This window comes from Halobacillus sp. Marseille-P3879, from assembly GCF_900240285.1.
In the GTDB taxonomy this organism is placed as follows: Bacteria; Bacillota; Bacilli; order Bacillales; family Halobacillaceae; genus Halobacillus_A.
Window position 1 is genome coordinate 1 of record NZ_OESS01000006.1, and the last position, 22,459, is coordinate 22,459.

The window sequence follows — 22,459 nt, forward strand, 5'->3', positions numbered from 1 at the left end:
TTGCCGCTTCAAAATGGCGACTTAATTAATATATCACGCATTCAAGTTTAAGTCAACAACTTTTTTGTGATTATTAATTTTGTTTTGCTGTAATGCCGCGTCTCTTGTTGCGACGTTTAATAATATATCACGGTTCAAGTTACACATCAAGTGCAAATTTAATTAAAAGTTAATTCTGACGATTGATGTTAAAATTAAAAGCTTCCAGCTCCTAAAAAAGAGCCGAAAGCTTTTGTTTTCTGCTATCTGTTTCTCATTTGAGGAAAAAGCAGTACATCTCTAATGGAGGCAGAATTCGTTAAAAGCATAACTAAACGATCGATTCCGATTCCTAAACCGCCTGTCGGTGGCATGCCATATTCTAAAGACTCAAGGAAATCATCATCCATCAGGTGAGCTTCGTCATTTCCTTCTTCTCTCTCTTTCAATTGTGCTTCGAAGCGTTCACGTTGATCAATAGGATCATTTAACTCAGAGAATGCATTAGCATGTTCTCTTCCTACGATAAACAATTCAAATCGATCAGTGAAGCGAGCATCTTCTGGATTCTTCTTAGCTAATGGAGATATTTCAATAGGATGTCCATAAACAAAAGTAGGCTGAATTAACTTCTCCTCTACTTTCTGTTCAAAGAACTCATTTACAATATGGCCGAATGTCATCGTTTCCTGAATTTCCACACCGTGTTCTTTGGCCAAGGATCGAGCATCCTCATCACTCATCTGCTTCCAAAAGTCCACGCCAGTGTATTCTTTAACGGCATCCACCATATGAAGACGGGTCCAATCCGGCTCTAAATCTATTTCCTGCTCATCGTACTGAACTTTAGTTGTCCCTAACACTTCCTTAGAAATGTGAGCAATTAAGTGCTCCGTTAAGCTCATAATATCATGATAATCTGCGTAAGCTTCATAAAGTTCTATCATCGTAAATTCAGGGTTGTGCCGAGTAGAAACTCCTTCATTACGGAAGACACGGCCTATTTCATAAACTTTCTCCATGCCGCCTACAATCAACCTCTTTAAATGAAGTTCGATCGCAATGCGCATGTAAAGCTCCATGTCAAGAGCATTATGATGAGTCACAAATGGACGAGCAGAAGCACCTCCTGGAATGCTGTGCATCATTGGTGTTTCTACTTCCAAAAATCCTAAGTTATCCAGGTATCTGCGCATTGATTGAATAATTTTACTACGTAAAACAAAAGTATCACGACTGTCCGGGTTTGTGATCAAATCTAAGTAACGTTGACGATAACGCTGCTCTACATCTTTAAGACCATGGAACTTCTCAGGTAAAGGACGCAGGGATTTCGTTAAGATTTCAAATTTATTCGCCTTAACGGAAAGTTCACCTACGTTTGTCTTAAACATCTCGCCGGAAACCCCAACAATATCTCCAATATCCGCGGATTTAAAGACGGCATAGGCGTCTTCTCCAATAGCATCCTTTCGAACATACAGCTGGATTTGACCGCTGAGATCTTGAATATGAGCGAAGCCAGCTTTTCCTTTTCCGCGCTTCGTCATAATTCGACCTGCGATCGTTGCCGGAAATTGTTTCTCTTCCAACTCTTCTTTCGTATACTCGTCATACTGGGACTGCAAATCACTAGCAAGTGCTGTACGTTCAAACTTGCTTCCAAAAGGGTCCAGCCCTTGCTCTTTATATGAGTTCAACTTCTCCCGTCTCACCTGCATTTGGTCATTGAGCTCTTCGGACATGATCATCACTCCATTCTTCTAAAGGTTTATATAAACTTCTAACGATTTCACAAATAAAAACTGCCAGCAAGCGACTGGCAGTATTCTAACTATGATTCAGTATAGAAAAGTCCTTGAAAAGTGTCAACGCACAACCAGTTAAGAAACCTTCATGCTTCTCCAATGTCAGCAGCAAATCCCTAAAGCTTCGGTTGCGTGCTCTTCCATTTCCTTTCAGACCTTTTAAATACAAGAAAGCATGTTTGCGCATTTCTATTATCACTGCTTTTCCCTTTTAAGGCACAATCGAGAAGAATTGACATCTCTATTGCCGATAACAGGTGTGTTCACCATTTTTGGAACTTCCATACGATTTCCCAGCCGCTACACCTTCCTACATTTAATCCCGGGTACGGCTGTGCAAAGCTGCCTCGTATTTGTATCAGCCAATATTCTATCGAAAATTATTTCTTCCAAAGTTTTATCCCATTAAGTTCACTTGCCGGAAATGCTCTGACTACTTCAAAAGCCCGCTCACCTGAAGCAGGAATATAGATCCCCGGGTTTAATTCAGCCAAAGGGACCATTACAAAGGCTCGTTCATGCATATGAGGATGGGGTATCGTTAAACGTTCATCTTTCATATTCTCTTGATTATAGAGCAAAATGTCAAGATCTATTGTACGCGGCCCCCATTTTATTACTCTTTTTCGGCCCAGCTCTTCCTCAATCTGTTGGCAGTAATCAAGCAGGACTAATGGTTCCAAGCTGGTGTCAACTTCTATTACAGCATTTAAAAAACAGTTTTGGTCTGTATATCCAACAGGCTCTGTTTCATAAATGCTTGAAGTGTTTTTAAGATTGATTTGTTCGTGACCCTTAATCAGGTCAATGGCCTCTGTTAAAAACTGTTCACGCTCCTGAAGATTAGAGCCTAATGCAATATAAGCTTTATTCATCCTCTTTTCTCCTGTAAATATCAATGGCCACCGAGCGATAGTGACCAGGAATCGGAGGATCCGGCTTTGTCACCTTCACCCGGCATGCTTCCAATTGACTAAAGTGATGAAGAAGTTCACCCGCTAAATTTTCGGCTACAGTTTCTACTAAATATCGCGCTTTTCCTTCCACAATATTTTTGGTAACTTCATATACTTCACCGTAATCAATTGAGAGGTCCATATCATCGGAATGCCCCGCCGGCTTTAAATCCATTTCTAATTCTAAATCGACATAGAAACGCTGGCCTAGTTTATTTTCTTCAGGAAAAAGTCCGTGGTAGCCCCAAAATTCCATACCGTTGAGTTGAATTTGATCCATCAGCCTGACCTCCTCGTCATCGCATCCATCATTTTAGCCATCCGCACGATTTCTTTAACGTCATGCACTCTGACTATTTGCACTCCTTTTGAAATACCTAAACATACAGTGGCGCCTGTTCCTTCCATCCGCTCGTTTGCCGGCAGATCCAGAACATGTCCAATAAATGACTTCCTTGAAGTTCCTAAAAGCAATGGGTAGCCCAGCTCATGAAAGTGATCCAGTTTCCTCATCACTTCTAGATTATCTTCCATCGTCTTCGCGAAGCCAACTCCCGGGTCAAGAATAATATGATGATCCTTCACTCCGGCTTCTTTGGCAATCTTAATACTTTTCTGCAGGTCTTCTTTCATATCTTCAATTAGCGATCGATAATTTTTATCTTCCCGGTTATGCATTAAAATAATGGGGATATCATGTTCTGCAGCAACTTCAGCAATTCCAGGTTCCTTCTTTGCTCCCCATACATCATTAATGATTTCTGCTCCAGCCCGGACAGCTTGCCTTGCTACTTCTTCTTTATAAGTATCTATGGAAATCGGGATTGAAATACGCTCCTTCACTGCTTTAATAACAGGAACGACTCGCTCGATTTCTTCCTGGTCCGATACCGGCTGATGGCCCGGTCTTGTTGACTCGCCACCTATATCAATAATATGAGCCCCATCTTCCTCCATTTGAACAGCATGCTTGACTGCTGTGTCCAATTGATTGAAACGTCCCCCATCTGAGAATGAGTCAGGCGTAATATTTAAAATGCCCATCACCAGGGTCTGCTCTTCCAGAGAAAAGCTTCGACTCTCTGTCACTAGCTGAAAACTCATTTAAACTCCTCTTTTCGCACATAAATTCTTTCTCTATTTTACACCATTCTCCCTTTTAAAAACAAAAAAGCTGTGCACCTTTATAGAGGTGCACAGCTCGAGTCATTATTCTTCGTCGAATTGATAAAGAGGTGTAGAAAGGTAACGTTCGCCGTTACTAGGAATAATAGCTACTACTTTCTTTCCTTTTCCAAGTTGTTTGGCAACCTTCTTAGCAACGTGAATGGCAGCTCCTGAAGAAACGCCGCCCAAAATTCCGTCTTTTCTAGCTGCCTCTCTTGCAGAATCATAGGCTTCCTCAGTGGTTACCTGATGGACTTCATCATATATGTCTGTGTTTAAAATTCCAGGAACAAACCCTGCTCCGATTCCCTGGATCTTGTGAGGTCCAGGCTGCCCGCCAGATAATACCGGGGAGCCTTCTGGTTCAACGGCATGAATCTTCACTTCCGGGTACTTCTCTTTTAATACTTTCCCAGCACCAGTAATGGTTCCACCCGTTCCAATACCTGAAATGAATGCGTCCAGCTGGTCTCCCATTTGTTCTACAATTTCAGGGCCTGTCGTTTCCTCATGGACCTTCACATTCGCCTGGTTATTAAATTGCTGAGGCATGAAATATCCGAACTCTTCATGAAGTTCAGAAGCCTTTTTGATAGCCCCTTTCATTCCATCAGCTCCAGGAGTCAGTACTAATTCAGCTCCGTAAGCACGCAAAAGGTTGCGACGCTCCTGGCTCATAGTATCAGGCATAACAAGAACCGTGCGATACCCTTTCGCAGCTGCGATCATAGCAAGACCGATCCCTGTATTACCACTTGTAGGTTCAACGATCGTGTCATCCTCTTTCAAATCTCCAGACTCTTCAGCCGCTTCGATCATAGAAAGAGCAATACGATCTTTAACCGAGCTGCCCGGGTTCATGTATTCAAGCTTTAAATAAATATCTGCGCTGTTTTCATCAGCACTGTTGTTCAGTTTTACTAAAGGGGTCTGCCCCACTAATTCACTTACACTGTTTGCAATTCTCATCATTTCACTCCTAAAACCAAGTATTTTAATAGGATTTAATACTAATGTACGCAATCCATAGGCTGTTGTCAAACATTTCTCTCAATTTCGTTAAAATTGTTCCCTAAATAAAAACGAGCGAAACGATAATCTCTCGTCTCGCTCGCTCATTCTATTGCTTAAGAAGGGTTCGATTGCAATTCTTTTAACTCTTTCTCATTAAAGTTGTAGGCTTCGTTACAGAAGTGACATTTCGCCTCTGCCCCTTCATCTTCATCAATCATACGCTGAATTTCTTCATCGCCTAAACTCGATATCGCAATTTCCACTCGTTCTCTGGAACAGTGGCACTTAAATTGTACCGGCATGGTATCAAGCACCTGCAGTTGATCCTGCCCAATTATAGCTTCAAGAATTTCTTCCGGTGTTTTCCCTTCACGGACCATCGTAGAGATCGGCGCAATCTCACTTAACCGCTTCTCAACGGCAGAAGTCGTCTCCTCGTCAGCTCCAGGCATCATCTGCACGATAAACCCGCCTGCAGCCAATATGGAATGATCGGTATCTACAAGCACTCCGGCTCCGACAGCGGAAGGCACCTGCTCAGAGTTCGCAAAGTAATAAGTGAAGTCCTCACTAACCTCTCCGGAAACAATCGGGACTTGACCTGTAAAATGATCCTTCATGCCGAGGTCTTTTACTATGCTGAGAGTTCCATCCGTTCCTACGGCTCTGGCTACATCAAGCTTACCTACACTATTTAAATCAAAATCAACGTGAGGATTTTTTAAATAACCTCGAACTTCACCTTTGGAGTTGGCATCTGCAATAATTGCACCAACCGGACCGTTGCCCTCAAGCTTTGCAGTAAGTTTATCTTCGCCTTTAAGCATAGCTCCCATCATTGCACTAATGGTTAGTGTACGACCTAACGCCGCTGAAGCTGTTGCCCAGGAATCCTGACGACGGCGCGCTTCTTCAACGGTATCCGTTGATTGCACGGCGTATGCGCGCACTTGACCGTTAAACCCAATAGCTCGTACTAAATAATCTGACATAAATCATCCTTCTCCTTTGAATGCTTTATTATCTTTGTTGTTTTGATAAATTTTATTCAACCCTTTTAATGTTAAATAAGGATCGATCACGTCAATCGTTCTCGATTCATCGCCAATCAGCGTAGCCAGCCCGCCAGTTGCCACTACGGTTGGTGTCGCTTCAGCTGTTTCCTTCATCCTGCGCACCACTTCATCCACTTGACCGACATAACCGTAAAAGACACCAGACTGCATCGCTTCAACGGTAGAAGACCCTACTACCTGTTCTGGACTCTTAATTTCAATTTTCGGCAGCTTTGCGGCTTTTGCATACAGTGCTTCCATGGAAATATTAATACCCGGTGCAATGGCCCCGCCAACGTACTCCCCTTTTCCGCTGACATAGCAATACGTAGTAGCAGTCCCAAAGTCAATAATAATGAGTGGAGTTTTATACTCTTCAATCGCTCCTACCGCATTAACAATACGGTCAGCTCCTATTTCATGTGGGTTAGGGTATTTCATTAGTAACCCGGGATCAATTGCCGAATCACCGATAATCATCGGTGTTTTTTTAAAATAATATCGAGACATCCGCTCCAACGCAAACATTATAGGCGGGACTACGGAAGAAATAATGACTCCATCTATATCTTCAAAAGTAAGACCTTCATGGTCAAACAACGACTTAATCAGCATGCCGTATTCATCTTCAGTTTTGTAACGATCCGTCTTAATACGCCATTGATAGTTCAACTGCTTGTTTTCGAATACACCGAGAACAGTATTCGTATTCCCTACATCAAGCACGAAAATCATATGCAAAGCCTCCCGTTTCTTTTCCTTCGGCTTCCATCATATCACAATTAAAGATTGGATTGTGATGAAGACTTTAGAAGTATAGACAGGAAAAAGTCACATTCCCTTTTATGGAAATGTGACTTTTCTGTTCATTAAGAGCGATCGTTACGATCCTTGTTATCCTGTTGGTCATCGGAGCTCTCATCTGTGGTTGATTGAGATGATGAATCCTGATCCTCAGTTGTTTCCTGCTCGTCTTCTTTAGACTTCAAGTTTACTCGTACGTTCTCATTATTTGCTTGACGCTCATCAATCTCTTTCTGCTCTTCCTGATTCGCTCGAAGCTGCTTATTGTTTTTGACAGCAATTTCTTCAAGCTCTTCATCTGTTGGAAGACGTCCTTTCTTAAATAAGGACTCGATTTGAGTGGCATCCAGCGTTTCTACTTCCAGTAAAGTGCCGGCAATAAGCTCGAGCTTATCTTTATTTTCCGTGAGAATCGTCTTAGCACGATCATAACTATCCGTAATAAACCTTTGAACTTCAGTATCAATATCATAAGCAATTTGATCACTATAGTTCTGTTCATTTTGAATGTCACGGCCGAGGAATACCTGCCCGCCTGAATTCTGGCCGAATTGAAGCGGGCCAAGCTTCTCACTCATACCATACTCGGTTACCATCTTACGGGCAATGGAGGTGGCACGCTGAAAGTCATTATGAGCACCTGTTGATACTTCTCCGAACATAATTTCTTCAGCCACCCGTCCGCCAAGTAACCCGGTAATCTTATCAAGTAATTCAGGCTTCGTCATGAAGTATCGATCTTCCTTTGGAAGCATGACTGCATAACCGCCAGCCTGCCCGCGAGGAACGATAGTTACTTTATGAACCATATCCGCATCGTCTAATACCATACCGATAACAGTATGTCCACTTTCGTGGTGAGCTACAATATTGCGCTCTTTCTTAGAAATTACACGGCTCTTCTTAGCCGGACCAGCAATAACACGGTCAATTGCTTCATCCACATGGACCATGTCAATTTCTTTACTATCTGAACGAGCTGCCACAAGGGCCGCTTCGTTTAATAAGTTCTCTAAGTCGGCACCAGAGAACCCTGGCGTACGAAGAGCAATAGTTTTTAAATCAACGTTATCTGCTAGAGGCTTATCACGTGCGTGAACTCCTAGCACTGCTTGACGGCCTTTAACATCCGGTCGGTCAACCGTAATTTGACGGTCAAAACGTCCCGGGCGCAGCAAGGCAGGGTCAAGAATATCCGGACGGTTGGTAGCGGCAACCATTATGATTCCTTCGTTGGCTCCAAAGCCATCCATTTCAACAAGCAGCTGGTTCAGCGTTTGCTCACGTTCATCATGCCCGCCGCCTAAACCGGCTCCACGCTGACGGCCGACTGCGTCAATCTCATCGATAAAAATGATACATGGCGCATTTTTCTTCGCGTTCTCAAACAAGTCACGTACACGGGAAGCACCGACACCGACAAACATTTCTACGAAGTCGGAACCACTAATCGAGAAGAATGGTACGCCCGCTTCACCGGCTACGGCTCTCGCCAGCAATGTTTTACCTGTCCCAGGCGGTCCTACCAGCAGAACACCCTTAGGAATACGTGCACCTACTGCTGAGAATTTACGAGGATCTTTTAAGAAGTCAACGACCTCAACAAGCTCCTGCTTCTCTTCATCTGCCCCGGCAACGTCTTTAAAACGTACCTTTTTCTTGTCTTCACTGTACATCTTCGCCTTACTCTTACCAAAGTTCATGACCCGGCTTCCGCCGCCCTGAGCCTGATTAAGCAAGAAGATAAACAAGATAAATATAATCACAAACGGAATGATAGATGTTAATACCGTCACCCATACACTCGGTTGTTCTTCTTCTTCAACGGTTAAAATACTTTGCTGTTGAGCTTCTTCTGTTACATTAGAAACGATTTCTTCGTTAGCTGGAATGTTTGCGGTGAACGTTTCACCTTCTTCACTTCCTGCTACTGAACCTGTGATACGAATGACACCATTAGTGGGCTGCATCGTCATTTCTTCGATTTCACCATTATTTAATCTATCGTAAAATTCGTTCACATTTAATGTTTGTTCTGGCTCACCTTGACCTCTAAATAGACCGACTATGCCGATTACTACGAGGAAGATTAGTAAGTAAAAGATTGTATTACGAAATATCCGGTTCATTTCCTACCTCCTCCCAAGCGAGAAAAACTATAGTAAATGTTATCACACAAAAAACGAAACACACAACTAATTGCCCTTACGTCCAATACGTTTGAGTGCAGATATAAATTCAATCTCATTATCCACCATACACTTCTGGTTTCAGAATACCGATATAAGGGAGGTTCCGATATTTTTCATTGTAATCCAATCCATATCCTACAACGAATTCATCAGGCACTTCAAACCCAATGGTATCGGCTTTAATATGAGATGTTCGGCCTGCCGGTTTATCAAGCAGCGTTACAATTTTTATTGATTTCGCTTTACGATATTTAAATAAGTCCACAAGATAGCTTAACGTTAAGCCGCTGTCAATAATATCTTCCACAATAATCAGGTCTCTGCCCTCTACTTGAGTGTCTAAATCCTTTACGATTTTAACTTCTCCTGTAGAACGCATTCCTCCGTCATAGCTGGAAACATCCATGAAGTCCATTTCCAAATGGGTTTCTATTCGTTTAAGAAGATCCGCCATGAATGGCATCGCTCCCTTAAGGACACCAATCGCCAAAGGAAATTTCCCTTCGTATTCATCAGTGAGCTGCGCTCCAAGTTCTTTACACTTATTTTGAATCTCTTCTTCAGAAATTAAGATTTTCTCAATTTCGTTGTGCATGAAAGCTCCTCCTACGTTCTCAGTTATTTTTTATATTGTAATCGAAGCCATGTACCGGAAGAGTCTCTGGTACATCCCTCACCTTTTTTTAAACCAACCAGCCATAGGATTTGACCATCATGATCCGTGACAAGCGGCCAGTTATCGCGAAGCTGAGCAGGGATCTTTTGGTCGATAAAAATATCCTTTACCTTCTTAGACCCATTCATTCCTCTAAGTACCATTCGATCTCCAGGCATACGATTACGCACGATTAATGGCAGGGATACGTGATGAGAATCACAAACGTATTCACAGCTTCCCTGCTCCCGGGAGTCTTCTCCCGCTGTAAGCGAGATGGTTGATCCATCCGGAAGTGACACTTGTTCTCCTATGTATAAAGTTTGAAAAAACGGAGAATTTTCCTTTTCAGATCTAAAAGTAAATGTCAGCTCATCATAAGCTCGAATTATTTTTAAACCTTTGGGAAAATCCAGACTCGCATTAGGTTTCTGTTCATCTAAAAGGTGAAAAAACATCTCCTCATGTAAGTAGGAGATTTCTTCAAATTGATTACCATACAGATAGTTTAATATTAGATGAAAGGCACTTCTTTGTAAAGCAAGCGGATGCTTTTGAAACTCAGTTTTTGAAAATTGTGTGAACCCGCCTTTTCCACCTTCCATTTTCACCTTCTTTAAAACTTGCAGCGCTTGTTCTTGAATGAAGGTTCTCTCTTCAGTGAAACGCTCACTTAACCGCTGCATGTGGCGGTGGAGCTTAGGGTTGGCCTCTTTCATAAAAGGGAGGATATGCTTACGTACCGCATTCCGGGTGTAATCCGTTTCTTCATTAGAAGGATCATAACGTGGTTTGATCTGATACTGCTCACAATACTTCACCAGCTGCTTTTTTTCTAAACAGAGGAAGGGACGTATAATAGAGCCTCGAGCAAACGGACGTTTTACAGGCATCCCATGAATGGCTTCAGGCATCGCACTCCGGGTAATTTGCATAAGCATCGTCTCAGCCTGGTCATCACCATGATGCCCAAAAGCCAGCTTATCTGCTTGCACCTCATCCATCACTTCTTTAAAGTAACGATAGCGTAATAATCTTGCTGCTTCCTGAGTCCCCATCCCGGTTTCCTGCTTATATGCAGGAACATCTACACTTGTGCCAAAGAACGGTACCCCCAGGTTCCCGGCAAGGGAGCGGACATATTCTAAATCCTGCCTCGATTCTTCCCCGCGCAAACCATGATCAACAGAAGCGACGTAAAGCGACAGATTGTAGTCATGCTTAATTTGCTGGAAATATTGAAGAAGGGCGAGAGAATCTGGACCGCCAGATACAGCAAGTACCACCCGGTCATTCATATGAAGCAATTCATGTTTGTTAATAAATTTCTCCACGTCTTTCACCTGCTGCGTACCTCCCATCACATCTCCTCTCATCGTACCACCCCAGAGTCTCCTCCTGCAAAGCTTTCCTTTACATCCATAAATTCCAAGCGGAGATGCCGTAAAATACGACAGCAATAAAGCTGACACCAAGCATTTCTCCCCATTCCGATGCCTCGTGATGGAGACTTTTTCGTGTTATTTGTTTAGGAGGCTGGACTCTTTTCATTAAAATCTGGCCTAACGCTTCTTTCATTTCTTTTGCCGAATGGTATTTCCCTTGCCAGCAGGCAGTAATTACCCGTTTGTATTCACTTGGTAAAGGGGCGCGCTTTAGCTTATCCTGCAGTGTTTTTTTAGGGTCCTTTTCAGCTGTAAACCGCTGAGGATATACCGTTTCAAGCATAATCATTGTGACAGCAAATAAGTCATACCCCGGCTCTGCCTTACGTGAACCATATCCCCAGTAGCCGCGGTCATAAAACTCTGTGTACTCTTTAATGGCCCGTCCTATGCCGGTAACGCCGCCTACATCGATCCATTGGACTTTAGAGTCTGAAATCAATAAATTATCTGTTTTTAAGTCCCCGAAAACGTAGCCGGCCTGGTGAAGATGCTCTAGATCACTCAGCAGCTGCATCGCACAAATGCCGACCCATTCCTTTTTCTTTCCACGAAGAAAAGTGGCAAAGGAGTCACCTTTAATATACTCCATAACGTAAAAAGGATACGTCTGGCCATTGGAAGCAGCCCAATCATCAACATCAACAAAAGAAGGCCCAAGCTTTACTCCTTGGACCTTGCTGAATTTCTTAAGCATATTCACTTCAAGCATGAGCCTTGAGCTCTCGGTCCCTACTTTCAGCGCATACATAATTCCATTCTTCTGACACAGGTACACAGCCCCGCAAGCTCCTTCTCCAAGCTTCTTTACGACATGATAAGCATGATGGTTCCATTTCCCGCGCACAAGAGTGCCATTGGTTACATTAAAAACCGGTTTCTTCATATGGATCCACCCTGCCTTCATCTCTTAAAATTGACTTATTCGTAAATGCATAAAGGGCTTCTTTAAGAGCTGGCCCTGTTGGAGTATAGCCTCCACTAGACAACCTTGTAAAAAGATTATGCATCGCGCTCAATTCTGACGTCCACTCTACCCTTTGCTTGATGGTATGTTTCGGGTCAGGGAATGAGTAGATACTGAACTGGTTCGATCCGCTTCTCGCATTAAGACTTAACGATAAATCAGCAAGGGCCTCTTTAACCGTAGGAAGCTTGTGATGCATACTGGCACTTGAATCCACAAGCACGAGGACTTCAAGCTGGCATGTTTCCCCAAGATCATCTACGATTTCCACTACTTCTCCTCTTTGTTCTGGAGGCAGTTCTTCAATCGTTTTACTTTCACCTAGTATGTGCTGAAGTTCCTTATTGACCACCCCTTGAATGGTTTGAGTCATTGCCTGCTTTGTTACCATCTGCACAGTCTCAGATAAATTCTTCTGATAAACAATTTGACTAACCCCGCCCCCGGCTTCTGCAATCGACTCTACTTCTTTAAGGCCCTGCGGTTCGTCTGCCTGAAGGTCATCGAGCACGCCGATGACATTGACCGTTACCCCCTGATTCCTCGCCAGTGCAGCTACAGCCACAGGGTCCTCCCCATAGTTTGAGCATCCATCGGTTAACAACAGAATTTGCTTTAATCGACCTGCGTTCATCGAACTTCCCTCCTCATTTGTTACGACCATTTTCGCCGAAACTGAGGAAGAATATACGTATCCCTATGCTTGTTTTTTCTGAAAAGGGATGGCCGACCATTCAGGCATGTAATGATCAATCCGTGCGACTAATACGGTCATATCGTCATCAATTCCTCCAGATTGTGCACGAATGACTTCTTCTAATAAAATATCCGCTATTTCCTGCGGATCTTCCTGTCTAATTTCGCGAATTTTCCTCTTCAACCACAACTCCACGTTTTCGACGTGTTTTGGTCCCTCTAAGATTCCATCACTTACCATAATTAACAGATCTCCTGCTTTTAGCTGCTCACTTGTCGTATCTACATCTACTTCACGAATGATACCCATAGGCAGATTACCCGATTCCACTGAAAAGATTTGATCGCCTCTTTTTATAAAACTCGGGGTACTTCCTATTTTAATAAACTTCGAAGTAGCTAAATGAAGATCAATGACCGCCAAGTCCAGGGTGGAGAAGATCTCATCGTTGCTCCTTAAAGATAATATGGAATTGATCGATTGAATAGCTACCGATTCCTGAATACCCGACTGTAAGATCTGCTTTAGCAGTCTTAAGGTTTCAACACTTTCCTCATGCGCCCTTTCTCCATTTCCCATGCCGTCACTAATCGCTAAGGCATACTTCCCCCTTCCTAATTCCATCATTGAATAGCTGTCTCCTGATATAAATCCTCCCCCTTTTGCAGCATGAGCGACTCCCGATTCAATTGTATAATGCTTAGCTGAACCAAATGTTAACAAACACCGCCCATTGGGATATGGAGATATGTCCTCCATTGTAACCACAATGGTCTCTTGAAGAATGTCAGAAAGCAGCGGTGCGATTAATTTTTCTCCTTCCCCCCGATATTGATCAATTTCCAAAATAACCTCTAAATCTATATTGCCGGTATCAAGCGTATAGATCTCAAGCTTTGCTACGTTTAATCCGAGCCTCTCTAAGGCCTCATGAATAATGTGTTCTTTTTGCTCGTGATGCTCTCGCTCTTTCACAATCTCCTTCGCAAAATTGTTCATCACTTCCGACACACCATGCAGCTGTTCTGCGACAAACTTGCGGCTTTCCTGCACCTGCTGCTTCAGCTGCTTATTAGCATGATAAAAAGATAACTCGTGCTTCATCGTATCGATCAGCTTCTGGGACTTTACACAATATTGATCCACGTTTTTCCGCATCATGCGGCTTACTTCTTCTTTTTCATCGATCTCCTCCATTAGATCCGTCATAAGGTTGTGCGTCTCATCAAACTGATTAATCCAGCACTTCTCCTTTTTAAAACAGGCCTGGCATGTTTTTTCTGTGACATGACTTAAAAAATAATCGACTTCCTGGGTGGTATCCTCCTCCTTTTCCTTTCGTTCTATATGATGAAAGCTCTTAGATAGAGCTTCGAACACATCAGAAAACTTTCCCACTCGAACAGCCGTAACATCCCTGACCTTTTGTAAATACTTCTGTTGCTCCTGTCGATGTTCATCAGTTCCAGGAACGAACCGTGATAATCGCTTCACCCATCGTTCAGGCGTCATAAAGAACAGAAGGATCGCGAAGAAGGATGCCCATAATGAAGCAGTCAATCCATCCCCTGTATAAAACCCCATTAATATGGTACTTACAAAAAGTCCTGCACCTACTCCCAGTTTATTTCCTTCTTTTAATAAGCCTCCTAGTAAACCTGAGAAGGCAAGCAAGCTCATTTGATAAAGGTGATCTACATTAGACAGGCTTAATACAAGTCCCGTCACCACCCCCACGGTAGACCCTATCGCTGCTCCAGCAATATAAGCCAGTAAAATAACTAAATAACGAGAAAACACGTCCACCATCGCCACACCTTCATATTCAAACCCGATCATCCCGGTTAATACGGAGGCTAATAATATAATGAAGCAAACAATCTCCTCATTTTTTAAAGTAGGATGATAGCGCTGCGGTGATAAAAGCGGGAGACTCTGCATAAAGATTAGTACAAGAGTAAAAGTTAAGACTCCCTCTGAGATAAGAAGAAAGAGCTCGTACAGATGCCACCGGTCCAGAAAGGCGAGACTGATCGTACGCGGGATCATGCTTGCCAGAGCCGCCATCACCGGCAGCCACTTCTGCGGTTGGTGAAGTTTATTTAACAAGCCTGTTAATAGAAGAATCGAAGCTGCAGCCCCGGCAATAAATCCAGCATGTCCATAACTATATGTAGCTGCACCGATGGCCATCATCATAGTTGCCGGCAGAATAAGCGGACGCTTGAACCACCAGATCACTGCTAAGAAAGCAACACCGAACGGAGCCATCGACGATAAGATGACAGCCCGTCCAAGTAACAAACTGAGAGCCATATGGAAGACACCCTTATTCGATAGAAAAGTAAATACCGTTAACGCCATTTTCTCCATTCCCCGATTTAACGAAGACTCCCTCCACATAGCTTCGCGACCTGCTCGTTTCATAACCGTCCCCAACATAATATTCACCACTCCTTTTTGTTATGCCCATTAAAACACAACAAAGCGGATCATTTTGTCAAAACAACAGAGGTGCAACAACAAAAACTTCGATTGAATTCCAACAAACGGAAGTCATTTCTACAAAATAAAACCCACGGGATTCGTTACTTATCCAAAATAATCCAAGATTCTTTATCGAAATTGACAGACTAGTCTCACAATTTTATTTTATATTGACATGTTTTTTTTCATAGTGTACTATAACTCTTGTGCCTAAAAGCACTACCCACATGGCGGTGTAGCTCAGCTGGCTAGAGCGTACGGTTCATACCCGTGAGGTCGGGGGTTCGATCCCCTCCGCCGCTACTACCAAGTGCTGAATGGCTTTGATAGATGCGACTCGCATAAGACAAGCCCGGATGCATAGAAAATTACATACTAACCAGGCCCGTTGGTCAAGTGGTTAAGACACCGCCCTTTCACGGCGGTATCACGGGTTCGAATCCCGTACGGGTCATCACGATGAAAACCGTCTTCCTTATAGAGGAAGACGGTTTTTTTGGCATCTGGCAAGTATCAGCGCATTTCTTTAAAAGCCAATAGAGGAAATTACTTTTTTTGCAGCGGCAGAGCATTGAGAAGCAGGCGGATCATAAATGAAAAAAGATACCTGATAATGCCGGAGTAGGAGCCAATTAAGTACTACTACATACTTTCATTACGTGAGTTCCGTATTACCAGGGAACATATACGATTCATTTTTAAATTCCCTTTCATAGATAAGTGTTTCATTCTGAGCATTAATAGAATAGTAACGTTCTACTTTATGAATCAAATCACTAACAAATTTCAATTTTTCTTTAAATAACGTCGTATAAGTTACTTCCAGCTTAGTCAACTGCTCTGTTTCTTCCCCAATACTTATCGGTATATAGAGGTGATCTTCTTTATTCATTCCATTTTTATAAACCGTTACTGTATAGTTTTCCTCTGGAGATGCTAAGTTCATCCTTATTGTTACATCCAGGATACAAGGTGCTCTTCCGTAGTAATCCAACTTAATAAATAAAGCTATTTGCTCGCGCAGCCACTGATTGGAATGATGGTTAATAAAAAGCTGCAGGCGGTCGTGAAGCAAGATACGTGAAGTTTCTTTAGGCCTCTCTTCCATTAAAAGAGGTGCCTGGAACATGGTGTAATCGAGAAATGTTCTGTTGTCGATTCTTTGTAAATGCTTTTCCTGGGCCAACTGCTCAGCAGCGAGTCGTTCTTGTTTTTCAATTTGAATCTTTAAGTCATCTCTTGAACTCTTTGTCTGCATCCGGCTGACAGTTAAAGCAACGAAAGCTCCAACAATCGCCCCCGCATAACTTCCGAAGAATCCGATCCATTCACTGTTGTTTTCGCTATCCGTTAAATTCATAAGAAAGTAAATCACAAGAGGAAGCCCCACACTTAACACAACACCTGTCATAATCCAGACGTTCTTCCTCCAGGAAGCGATGGCGCCCACCTCCATCAATTCATCCCGATTCTACCTTATATATTAGTGTATGCTTCTTCAAGCTGTATCCACCACTGTTTTTATTGTTTTTAAACTTTCTAAAAGCTGATTACAATTAACCTCTCGGGCCTAACAGCATTACAGCCACGCCGAGCAGACATATTGCAGCTCCTGTCCAGTCATATACATCAGGCATCTTACGATCAATTCCCCAGCCCCAGAGGACAGACAATATGATAAATATCCCTCCATACGCCGCGTACACCCTTCCAAACGCAGGAAAAGATTGAAAGGTAGCAATCACACCATATGAAGCCAGCAGGATGGCCCCGGAGATTCCGAAATAAAAAGGTTTCCCTTCTCTCAGCCACAGCCATATTAAGTAGCCTCCACCAATCTCCGCTAAGCCTGCTAATAAAAATAATAGGAACGCAGACATGTCAGCCACCTCACTTTATTTACTATAATAGAAAAAGCAGGCCTACTGATAAGCAGGCCTGCTTTTATATAAACGCGCATCTTTTACTTATTGTCCTAGACAGCAAGCTATCCTCTTTTAGCACCTCGACCTCCACGTTTGGTCTCAGTTTGCTTCTTCAGTGATGCTAAGCGGTCTTCGCTATCCTTAAGAAAGTTACTCATCTTCTGCTCGAAAGACTCGGCAGGTTTACGAGGCTTCTTAGGCGCACGGCGACCATAATTCTCTTTTGCTTTCTTGATGGATAAACCAATCTTTCCATCATCTCCGACATTAATCACTTTAACCTCAACCTCATCACCCTGGCTAAGGTGCTCGTTAATGTCTTTAACATAGTTATCGGCAACTTCACTAATGTGAACGAGCCCCGTCTTCCCATCTGGAAGCTCTACAAAAGCTCCGAAATTAGTGATACCCGTTACCTTACCCTGTAGCTTGCTGCCTACTTCAATTGACATAAAAAAAATGCTCCTCCTTAGATTTCGATAAAAATATCCTTCTTTACTATTATATATAAGCTTTGAAAAGAGTGTCAATAAGATGGATCATCATTTGGCATTTTAAAGATAATTTCATCGTCTTTAGAGAAGAAATAGTTCGATCTTGCAATCTGCAATACGTAATCCTCATTGTTTAGCAGTTCAATTTCTTCGTTTAAATTCTTTTCCTCTTTTTCCAGCTCGTCCATCTCAGCTTGTAACTGCTTGTACTCTTCAACTTTCTCGGCATGGAGTGCCCGCTGTTGGAAATGATAGACAACCATCGAGCCTGCAACAATCATCATTAAAAGGCTGAACAGCAGGATCCTTCGCATCAAACGTTTCTTTTTCCTGACATGACGTTCCAACTGAGCATCATAGTTCTTCACGTATGTAGATTCCATGCGAGTAACTGAAGACTTATTTGCCATTTCCGTTGGACCCCCTTTATAAATGTGCAGAACTCCAGTCCATGTTCTTACTACGCATCTTTGTCTTATTCGTCTTTGTTATTCCCATTCCATTTATTAACTATAATATTCTTTATTGTAACGTAAAATCCTGCTAACTGGAGTAAATATTTTTTTATTTTTTCCGGTAACAGCTTCCAAATGACACGAGAAATCAACAAAACAGGATAAAATGCGACAGTAACCACTATAAATATACCCTTGAGTAAAATTCTATAAACCCATATTACTACATTTTTCGATATAATGACTAGTGTTGTGAGGGGCCATACGATAAAGATGTCAAATAACCGCTTTAGAAAGCGGAAAATGCTCGTAACAATATGAATCGCTACTTCCAGGACGCGATTGTAAAGTTTCTGAACCAATGCCCTGTAACCCGCATACCCACAGAACAAGGCGACAAAGATATACATTCGGATTTCACCATAGTTTACAGAATACAATATAAAAAAAAGAAAAGCAGCCTGAGTCATCCAAAACGCAGACTGCCACACGAATTCAAGCCAGCTCCTCTTGTTTCTTTTACGAAACAGCCGTTCAAAAGTATCAATGGCTGCCCCTACGTAAATTCCGCCTGCGATCATAGAGATCATCGTCATAAATTGTGTCGTCAGCGTCATTTGAACAGCTTGCTAAACAGACCTTTAGCTTTCTCCCCATGGTTTTCATCCAGATAGGTCATTTCATAGACTCGTCCTTTAATAGCAACTTCACCTTCATCTACATTTAAATTTTTCATTTGGAGGTTTTCTCCACGGATAACGAGGTAGCCCATTGAGGTCTGCAAAAGAAACTCTTCACTATCAAAGCTGTCCACTTCTTTTACGCCAGATATCTCAAGGTTGCGGCGGTTCCACACCTTTACATTATGTTCAGCCTGGTGAACATGACTGCGTCCACTTATATTCTTATCATACCCTTCCATTTTCACAGCCTCCTTCTCTAGTACAAGCTATGAAATAAAGGACGGAATTAGAACCTGTAAAAATCCATCAGCTGCGCCCTGTAAAAAACAAAAAGACCCTGCTTTAAAGGGCCTTTTTCATTACTGTTTAACAGGTTCTTCTTTTTTAATTTCGTAAAGCGAAGCGGCTTCATCTTTCTTTACATTTTCGCGTAACGATTTCACTTCAATGGTTAATATTTTCTGGCCGAATTGAATCGTCAGTTCATCTCCAACCGCCACTTTGGTCGCTGCCTTGCTCGGTGTACCGTTAATATTGATCCGTCCTTGATCTGCCACTTCTTTAGCAAGCGTACGACGTTTAATCAGTCTTGAGAGCTTAAGGAACTTGTCCAACCTCATGCTTTATCTTCCTCCCTTTCTTGTTTCGCCTGAACCCATAATTGCTCCATTTCCTCTAATGAATAATCATCTAACGTTCGATTTAACTTACCAGCTTGCCTTTCCATCGAGGAAAAACGGTCACGAAATTTTTGGTTCGTCCGTTGTAATGCGGTCTCCCCGTTAATTTTATAATGACGTGCTGCGTTCGCAATTGCAAATAACCAGTCTCCGAACTCTTTCTCCATCTCTTCCCGGTCACCCGCCTGCTTCGCTTCAATAAATTCCTGCCATTCTTCTTCAACCTTTGCTAATACTAATTCGACATCGTCCCAGTCAAATCCTACCTTTGAGGCTTTCTTCTGCAATTCTTCAGCCTGAAGCAAAGCAGGAAAACTACCAGGTACACTGCCAAGTAAAGATTCCGGCTGTTTTCCTTTTTCTGTTTTTTTAATTTCATCCCAATTGCTGAGCACATCCTCAGCATCATTTACATGAGCATCGCCAAACACATGAGGATGACGGCGGATCATTTTATCTGTTACCGAAGAAATGACGTCATCCACTGTAAAGTAACCCTCATCCTCTCCAATCTGACTGTGAAGCATAACCTGCAGGAGTACATCCCCCAGTTCTTCAACCATATGGTCATCATCCTGGCGATTGACTGCATCAATGAATTCATAAGCTTCTTCAATCAAGTACTTTTTCAATGATTCATGGGTCTGTTTTCTATCCCATGGACATCCTCCAGGTCCACGGAGATCCCGAATCACCTCCCGCAGACGGAAAAATTGATGGTTTAAGTGAGCTTTATCGACAGGCGGAACATAGACACTTGTTAAATTATTCACCTCAACAGAACGGTCTAAGTCTTCCAAAAACACGGTCGTCAGCTTTTCGCTGCTGCTTCCTGCAGCGGTTACCACTGTTACCTCATAATCAGGAGGCAAATCCTCAAGCAGAATTAATTTTACCTCGGAGGCTATCATGGAGTCATATACCTGACAAAATACAACATGATGCTGAAGCTGCAGCTCATCCCGTACAAACGACGTCGCATCCACAAACAGAAGTCCGTCAATTGGGTCGATATGCAAAGCCGTAAATACAGCATCCAAATAGCTTTGCCCGCCTTTTACATCGACCTCCAGCTCAGAGTGCTCAATCAGCAGCTGGACCGTACGTTCAGCAACCATCGGATGCCCTGGAACCACATACGTAATATCCTCTTTTTGCGCCGCTTCAGCCAGCTGATAAACAATCTTTTCATACACTTCGTTAAAGTCATTCGAACTCTCATAAACCTCATCAAAACTCTTAAAGACAAGTCCGTCTTTTTGTAAATCTGCAACTACAGGATGATCCAGGGTTCGTGCATAAATGACACCCTCCACCTGCTGCAATTGTCGATATACTCCTAAAGGCAGCTGGTCCAGATCCCCAGCCCCAAGACCGATCACTGAAACTCTATTCATCATTCTCTTCCTTTCGGTAATAATTTAACCAGCACTTCTGAAAAAGGGAGCAGCTCTAACTCCCTACGTTTAAGCGCCTTGAAGCGGATCAGCAGATAAAGATAAACAGCTGCCCCAAACGCTATGATAATCAGTAGATAAACCAATAAAGCAAGCCGATTATCGATTCCCGCCATCGAAGGCTTTACGATAACTAAAAACACAGCCATACCTGTAAGCGCTCCTGTAATAGAGAGCCATGGAAGACTTACCCAATTTACGGCCTTATATTCATTATGTAATAAAAATAGATGACACACTACTACAAAACCGACCGTAACAACTGAAGCAGCTGCCGCTCCCATCTCCTCATGCTGAGGAATCCACCATAAATTCAGTCCCCACTTTACGAATAAAGCAAGCGCCGTGACGATTGCTGTATGAGCTACTTTCCCCAGCCCTTGCAGAAGAGAGGAAAAAGTAATCGACAACGAACTAAACAGGATAACAATCATCAGAAGCTGAAGTGGAGCCGTACCTTTTGAATCCTGAAAGAATACTTCATTCACATAAGGAAAGAGTATGACCAGTCCAGCGGTTGCTGCCGCAGCGAGTAACAGGCAGTATTTCACCCCGCCGAATATGAAGCCTTCCACCTGGTACGGCTCCTTCAATTTCCGCTCTTTTGTAACCGACGGGACTAACGCCAGAGCCAGAGAAGAGGAGAGTACTGTCCCTAATTGAATTAATGGCTGCCCCCTGTCAAATACTCCTTTTGCTGCTTTGGCTTCTTCTAAGGCAAAGCCCGCCGTTTGCAGACCAGGTACAAGAGTAAGAGCGTCAATTAGTTGAAGAAATAAGAGCAGCATATAATTTAATGAAATAAACAGCCCATAGAAAAGGATGGTTCTGGCAAAATAGAAAGGTGGGTATGCCCTTTCACCCACAGCCGGCCTCTCCCTTTGAATCCAGAGAGCAAAGAGAACGACAGCTGCCGTTACAGCCCCCGCGATAGAAGACCAGGCCCCTCCTATTCCGATTTGATAAAGATCTCCAGCGTTCGATACGTATATTGCGGTACCAATAATGACGACGACCCGGATAACCTGCTCACTTACCTGCGAGACGGCTGTCGGCTCCATAATACCTTTCCCTTGAAAAACCCCTCGGAGCAAAGAAGCAAATGGAAGTATCAGAAATACAAAAAAGGCAGCTTTCAACGAAGCAGTGAGCTTCTCATCCCCCATTATGGAAGCAATTCGCTCGGCCTGTGTAAATCCCAGAAGAAAGAAACTGCCGCATATAATAAATAACCAGGTAAACGCTGGTATGTAAAAAGATCGAAGGGTAAGTTTATACCCTTGATCATTCAACTCAGATACAAGTTTAGAAACAGCTACCGGAAACCCATATAGTGAAAGCATAAGGGCCATACCGAGCACTGGATAAATTTGCTGAAAAATATAAAAGCCGACATCGCCCGCAATGTTTTGCAGCGGAATCCGGTAAGCTGCGCTTAGAATTTTGCCTATCAGTCCGGCCATTGTAAGTAAAAGTGCCCCTTTTACCAGCCGGTGCGATGCATTGGTTTGTTCCATGGTTTACCCTTTCCGTCTAACA

At 42.9% G+C, this 22,459-nt stretch carries 22 protein-coding genes and 2 tRNA genes; 2 read left to right on the forward strand and 22 right to left on the reverse strand.

All coding sequences use genetic code 11. The annotated features are described in order from the left end of the window. Positions 1-242: 242 nt before the first annotated feature. The 13 genes from lysS to spoIIE form a co-directional block, all read right to left on the reverse strand. Positions 243-1,724, reverse strand: coding sequence for a lysine--tRNA ligase (lysS, locus tag C1A12_RS20515; protein ID WP_101847097.1), 1,482 nt, complete (start codon positions 1,722-1,724; stop codon positions 243-245). A 443-nt stretch (positions 1,725-2,167) separates the two neighbouring features. Continuing rightward, positions 2,168-2,662, reverse strand: a complete 495-nt coding sequence (gene folK / locus C1A12_RS20520; RefSeq protein ID WP_101847099.1) for a 2-amino-4-hydroxy-6-hydroxymethyldihydropteridine diphosphokinase — start codon at positions 2,660-2,662, stop codon at positions 2,168-2,170. Next, positions 2,655-3,023 (reverse strand): dihydroneopterin aldolase, encoded by a 369-nt coding sequence (gene folB / locus C1A12_RS20525; protein WP_101847101.1) that lies wholly within the window; start codon positions 3,021-3,023, stop codon positions 2,655-2,657. Before folB ends, folK begins: the two co-directional genes overlap by 8 nt. Next, on the reverse strand, positions 3,023-3,847 hold the full coding sequence (gene folP / locus C1A12_RS20530; protein ID WP_101847103.1) for a dihydropteroate synthase: 825 nt from the start codon (positions 3,845-3,847) through the stop codon (positions 3,023-3,025). The genes folB and folP overlap by 1 nt, the downstream gene beginning before the upstream one ends. A 105-nt stretch (positions 3,848-3,952) precedes the next feature. Beyond that, entirely contained in the window at positions 3,953-4,882 is a 930-nt protein-coding gene (gene cysK / locus C1A12_RS20535; protein ID WP_101847104.1) for a cysteine synthase A, read from the reverse strand. A gap of 155 nt (positions 4,883-5,037) precedes the next feature. Further along, positions 5,038-5,916, reverse strand: coding sequence for an Hsp33 family molecular chaperone HslO (gene hslO / locus C1A12_RS20540; RefSeq protein WP_101847106.1), 879 nt, complete (start codon positions 5,914-5,916; stop codon positions 5,038-5,040). A 3-nt stretch (positions 5,917-5,919) separates the two neighbouring features. Further along, positions 5,920-6,714, reverse strand: a complete 795-nt coding sequence (locus C1A12_RS20545; protein WP_101847108.1) for a type III pantothenate kinase — start codon at positions 6,712-6,714, stop codon at positions 5,920-5,922. 134 nt (positions 6,715-6,848) lie between these two features. Then, a complete protein-coding gene (gene ftsH / locus C1A12_RS20550; protein WP_101847110.1) occupies positions 6,849-8,912 on the reverse strand; it encodes an ATP-dependent zinc metalloprotease FtsH in 2,064 nt (687 codons plus the stop codon). A gap of 118 nt (positions 8,913-9,030) precedes the next feature. Then, on the reverse strand, positions 9,031-9,570 hold the full coding sequence (hpt, locus tag C1A12_RS20555; protein WP_101847111.1) for a hypoxanthine phosphoribosyltransferase: 540 nt from the start codon (positions 9,568-9,570) through the stop codon (positions 9,031-9,033). A 23-nt stretch (positions 9,571-9,593) separates the two neighbouring features. Then, the gene (gene tilS, locus C1A12_RS20560) at positions 9,594-11,102 is read right to left on the reverse strand and encodes a tRNA lysidine(34) synthetase TilS (RefSeq protein WP_235001699.1); all 1,509 of its coding nucleotides are present in this window, start codon (positions 11,100-11,102) and stop codon (positions 9,594-9,596) included. Continuing rightward, entirely contained in the window at positions 11,044-11,961 is a 918-nt protein-coding gene (locus C1A12_RS20565; RefSeq protein WP_101847113.1) for a protein kinase, read from the reverse strand. Before C1A12_RS20565 ends, tilS begins: the two co-directional genes overlap by 59 nt. After that, positions 11,942-12,676, reverse strand: coding sequence for a VWA domain-containing protein (locus tag C1A12_RS20570; RefSeq protein ID WP_101847115.1), 735 nt, complete (start codon positions 12,674-12,676; stop codon positions 11,942-11,944). Before C1A12_RS20570 ends, C1A12_RS20565 begins: the two co-directional genes overlap by 20 nt. 63 nt (positions 12,677-12,739) lie before the next feature. Continuing rightward, a complete protein-coding gene (spoIIE, locus tag C1A12_RS20575; RefSeq protein WP_101847116.1) occupies positions 12,740-15,181 on the reverse strand; it encodes a stage II sporulation protein E in 2,442 nt (813 codons plus the stop codon). 274 nt (positions 15,182-15,455) lie between these two features. On the opposite strand from spoIIE, the gene C1A12_RS20580 reads away from it, so the two are divergent. Together C1A12_RS20580 and C1A12_RS20585 are read left to right on the forward strand one after the other, a co-directional pair. Then, a tRNA-Met gene (locus C1A12_RS20580) sits at positions 15,456-15,529 on the forward strand. Positions 15,530-15,608: 79 nt separating this feature from the next. Then, positions 15,609-15,680 (forward strand) — tRNA-Glu (locus C1A12_RS20585). A 201-nt stretch (positions 15,681-15,881) separates the two neighbouring features. Here C1A12_RS20585 and C1A12_RS20590 read toward each other — a convergent pair. The 9 genes from C1A12_RS20590 to C1A12_RS20630 form a co-directional block, all read right to left on the reverse strand. Continuing rightward, positions 15,882-16,682 (reverse strand): hypothetical protein, encoded by an 801-nt coding sequence (locus C1A12_RS20590; protein WP_101847118.1) that lies wholly within the window; start codon positions 16,680-16,682, stop codon positions 15,882-15,884. A 100-nt stretch (positions 16,683-16,782) separates the two neighbouring features. Continuing rightward, complete coding sequence (locus C1A12_RS20595; protein ID WP_101847119.1) at positions 16,783-17,106, reverse strand: YnfA family protein; 324 nt, start codon at positions 17,104-17,106, stop codon at positions 16,783-16,785. Between the two features lie 107 nt (positions 17,107-17,213). Continuing rightward, positions 17,214-17,603 carry a S1 domain-containing RNA-binding protein gene (locus C1A12_RS20600; protein ID WP_101847121.1) on the reverse strand — a complete coding sequence of 130 codons (390 nt, stop codon included), beginning with the start codon at positions 17,601-17,603 and terminating at the stop codon, positions 17,214-17,216. A 74-nt stretch (positions 17,604-17,677) separates the two neighbouring features. After that, positions 17,678-18,055 carry a septum formation initiator family protein gene (locus C1A12_RS20605; RefSeq protein WP_101847123.1) on the reverse strand — a complete coding sequence of 126 codons (378 nt, stop codon included), beginning with the start codon at positions 18,053-18,055 and terminating at the stop codon, positions 17,678-17,680. A gap of 65 nt (positions 18,056-18,120) precedes the next feature. Continuing rightward, positions 18,121-18,717, reverse strand: coding sequence for a spore cortex biosynthesis protein YabQ (gene yabQ / locus C1A12_RS20610; protein WP_101847125.1), 597 nt, complete (start codon positions 18,715-18,717; stop codon positions 18,121-18,123). Then, positions 18,714-19,022, reverse strand: a complete 309-nt coding sequence (yabP, locus tag C1A12_RS20615; RefSeq protein ID WP_101847126.1) for a sporulation protein YabP — start codon at positions 19,020-19,022, stop codon at positions 18,714-18,716. The genes yabQ and yabP overlap by 4 nt, the downstream gene beginning before the upstream one ends. Positions 19,023-19,142: 120 nt before the next feature. Beyond that, positions 19,143-19,403, reverse strand: a complete 261-nt coding sequence (locus tag C1A12_RS20620) for an RNA-binding S4 domain-containing protein (protein WP_101847128.1) — start codon at positions 19,401-19,403, stop codon at positions 19,143-19,145. After that, a complete protein-coding gene (mazG, locus tag C1A12_RS20625; RefSeq protein ID WP_200816634.1) occupies positions 19,400-20,860 on the reverse strand; it encodes a nucleoside triphosphate pyrophosphohydrolase in 1,461 nt (486 codons plus the stop codon). The genes C1A12_RS20620 and mazG overlap by 4 nt, the downstream gene beginning before the upstream one ends. Then, on the reverse strand, positions 20,860-22,437 hold the full coding sequence (locus tag C1A12_RS20630) for a polysaccharide biosynthesis protein (protein WP_101847132.1): 1,578 nt from the start codon (positions 22,435-22,437) through the stop codon (positions 20,860-20,862). Before C1A12_RS20630 ends, mazG begins: the two co-directional genes overlap by 1 nt. Positions 22,438-22,459: the final 22 nt, after the last annotated feature.

Bases quoted from the DNA above. Each gene is read 5' to 3' on its own strand.
- lysS (WP_101847097.1), bottom strand. From the start codon at position 1,724: ATGTCCGAAGAGCTCAATGACCAAATGCAGGTGAGACGGGAGAAGTTG.
- folK (WP_101847099.1), bottom strand. From the start codon at position 2,662: ATGAATAAAGCTTATATTGCATTAGGCTCTAATCTTCAGGAGCGTGAA.
- folB (WP_101847101.1), bottom strand. From the start codon at position 3,023: ATGGATCAAATTCAACTCAACGGTATGGAATTTTGGGGCTACCACGGA.
- folP (WP_101847103.1), bottom strand. From the start codon at position 3,847: ATGAGTTTTCAGCTAGTGACAGAGAGTCGAAGCTTTTCTCTGGAAGAG.
- cysK (WP_101847104.1), bottom strand. From the start codon at position 4,882: ATGATGAGAATTGCAAACAGTGTAAGTGAATTAGTGGGGCAGACCCCT.
- hslO (WP_101847106.1), bottom strand. From the start codon at position 5,916: ATGTCAGATTATTTAGTACGAGCTATTGGGTTTAACGGTCAAGTGCGC.
- C1A12_RS20545 (WP_101847108.1), bottom strand. From the start codon at position 6,714: ATGATTTTCGTGCTTGATGTAGGGAATACGAATACTGTTCTCGGTGTA.
- ftsH (WP_101847110.1), bottom strand. From the start codon at position 8,912: ATGAACCGGATATTTCGTAATACAATCTTTTACTTACTAATCTTCCTC.
- hpt (WP_101847111.1), bottom strand. From the start codon at position 9,570: ATGCACAACGAAATTGAGAAAATCTTAATTTCTGAAGAAGAGATTCAA.
- C1A12_RS20565 (WP_101847113.1), bottom strand. From the start codon at position 11,961: ATGAAGAAACCGGTTTTTAATGTAACCAATGGCACTCTTGTGCGCGGG.
- C1A12_RS20570 (WP_101847115.1), bottom strand. From the start codon at position 12,676: ATGAACGCAGGTCGATTAAAGCAAATTCTGTTGTTAACCGATGGATGC.
- spoIIE (WP_101847116.1), bottom strand. From the start codon at position 15,181: ATGTTGGGGACGGTTATGAAACGAGCAGGTCGCGAAGCTATGTGGAGG.
- C1A12_RS20590 (WP_101847118.1), bottom strand. From the start codon at position 16,682: ATGGAGGTGGGCGCCATCGCTTCCTGGAGGAAGAACGTCTGGATTATG.
- C1A12_RS20595 (WP_101847119.1), bottom strand. From the start codon at position 17,106: ATGTCTGCGTTCCTATTATTTTTATTAGCAGGCTTAGCGGAGATTGGT.
- C1A12_RS20600 (WP_101847121.1), bottom strand. From the start codon at position 17,603: ATGTCAATTGAAGTAGGCAGCAAGCTACAGGGTAAGGTAACGGGTATC.
- C1A12_RS20605 (WP_101847123.1), bottom strand. From the start codon at position 18,055: ATGGCAAATAAGTCTTCAGTTACTCGCATGGAATCTACATACGTGAAG.
- yabQ (WP_101847125.1), bottom strand. From the start codon at position 18,717: ATGACGCTGACGACACAATTTATGACGATGATCTCTATGATCGCAGGC.
- yabP (WP_101847126.1), bottom strand. From the start codon at position 19,022: ATGGAAGGGTATGATAAGAATATAAGTGGACGCAGTCATGTTCACCAG.
- C1A12_RS20620 (WP_101847128.1), bottom strand. From the start codon at position 19,403: ATGAGGTTGGACAAGTTCCTTAAGCTCTCAAGACTGATTAAACGTCGT.
- mazG (WP_200816634.1), bottom strand. From the start codon at position 20,860: ATGAATAGAGTTTCAGTGATCGGTCTTGGGGCTGGGGATCTGGACCAG.
- C1A12_RS20630 (WP_101847132.1), bottom strand. From the start codon at position 22,437: ATGGAACAAACCAATGCATCGCACCGGCTGGTAAAAGGGGCACTTTTA.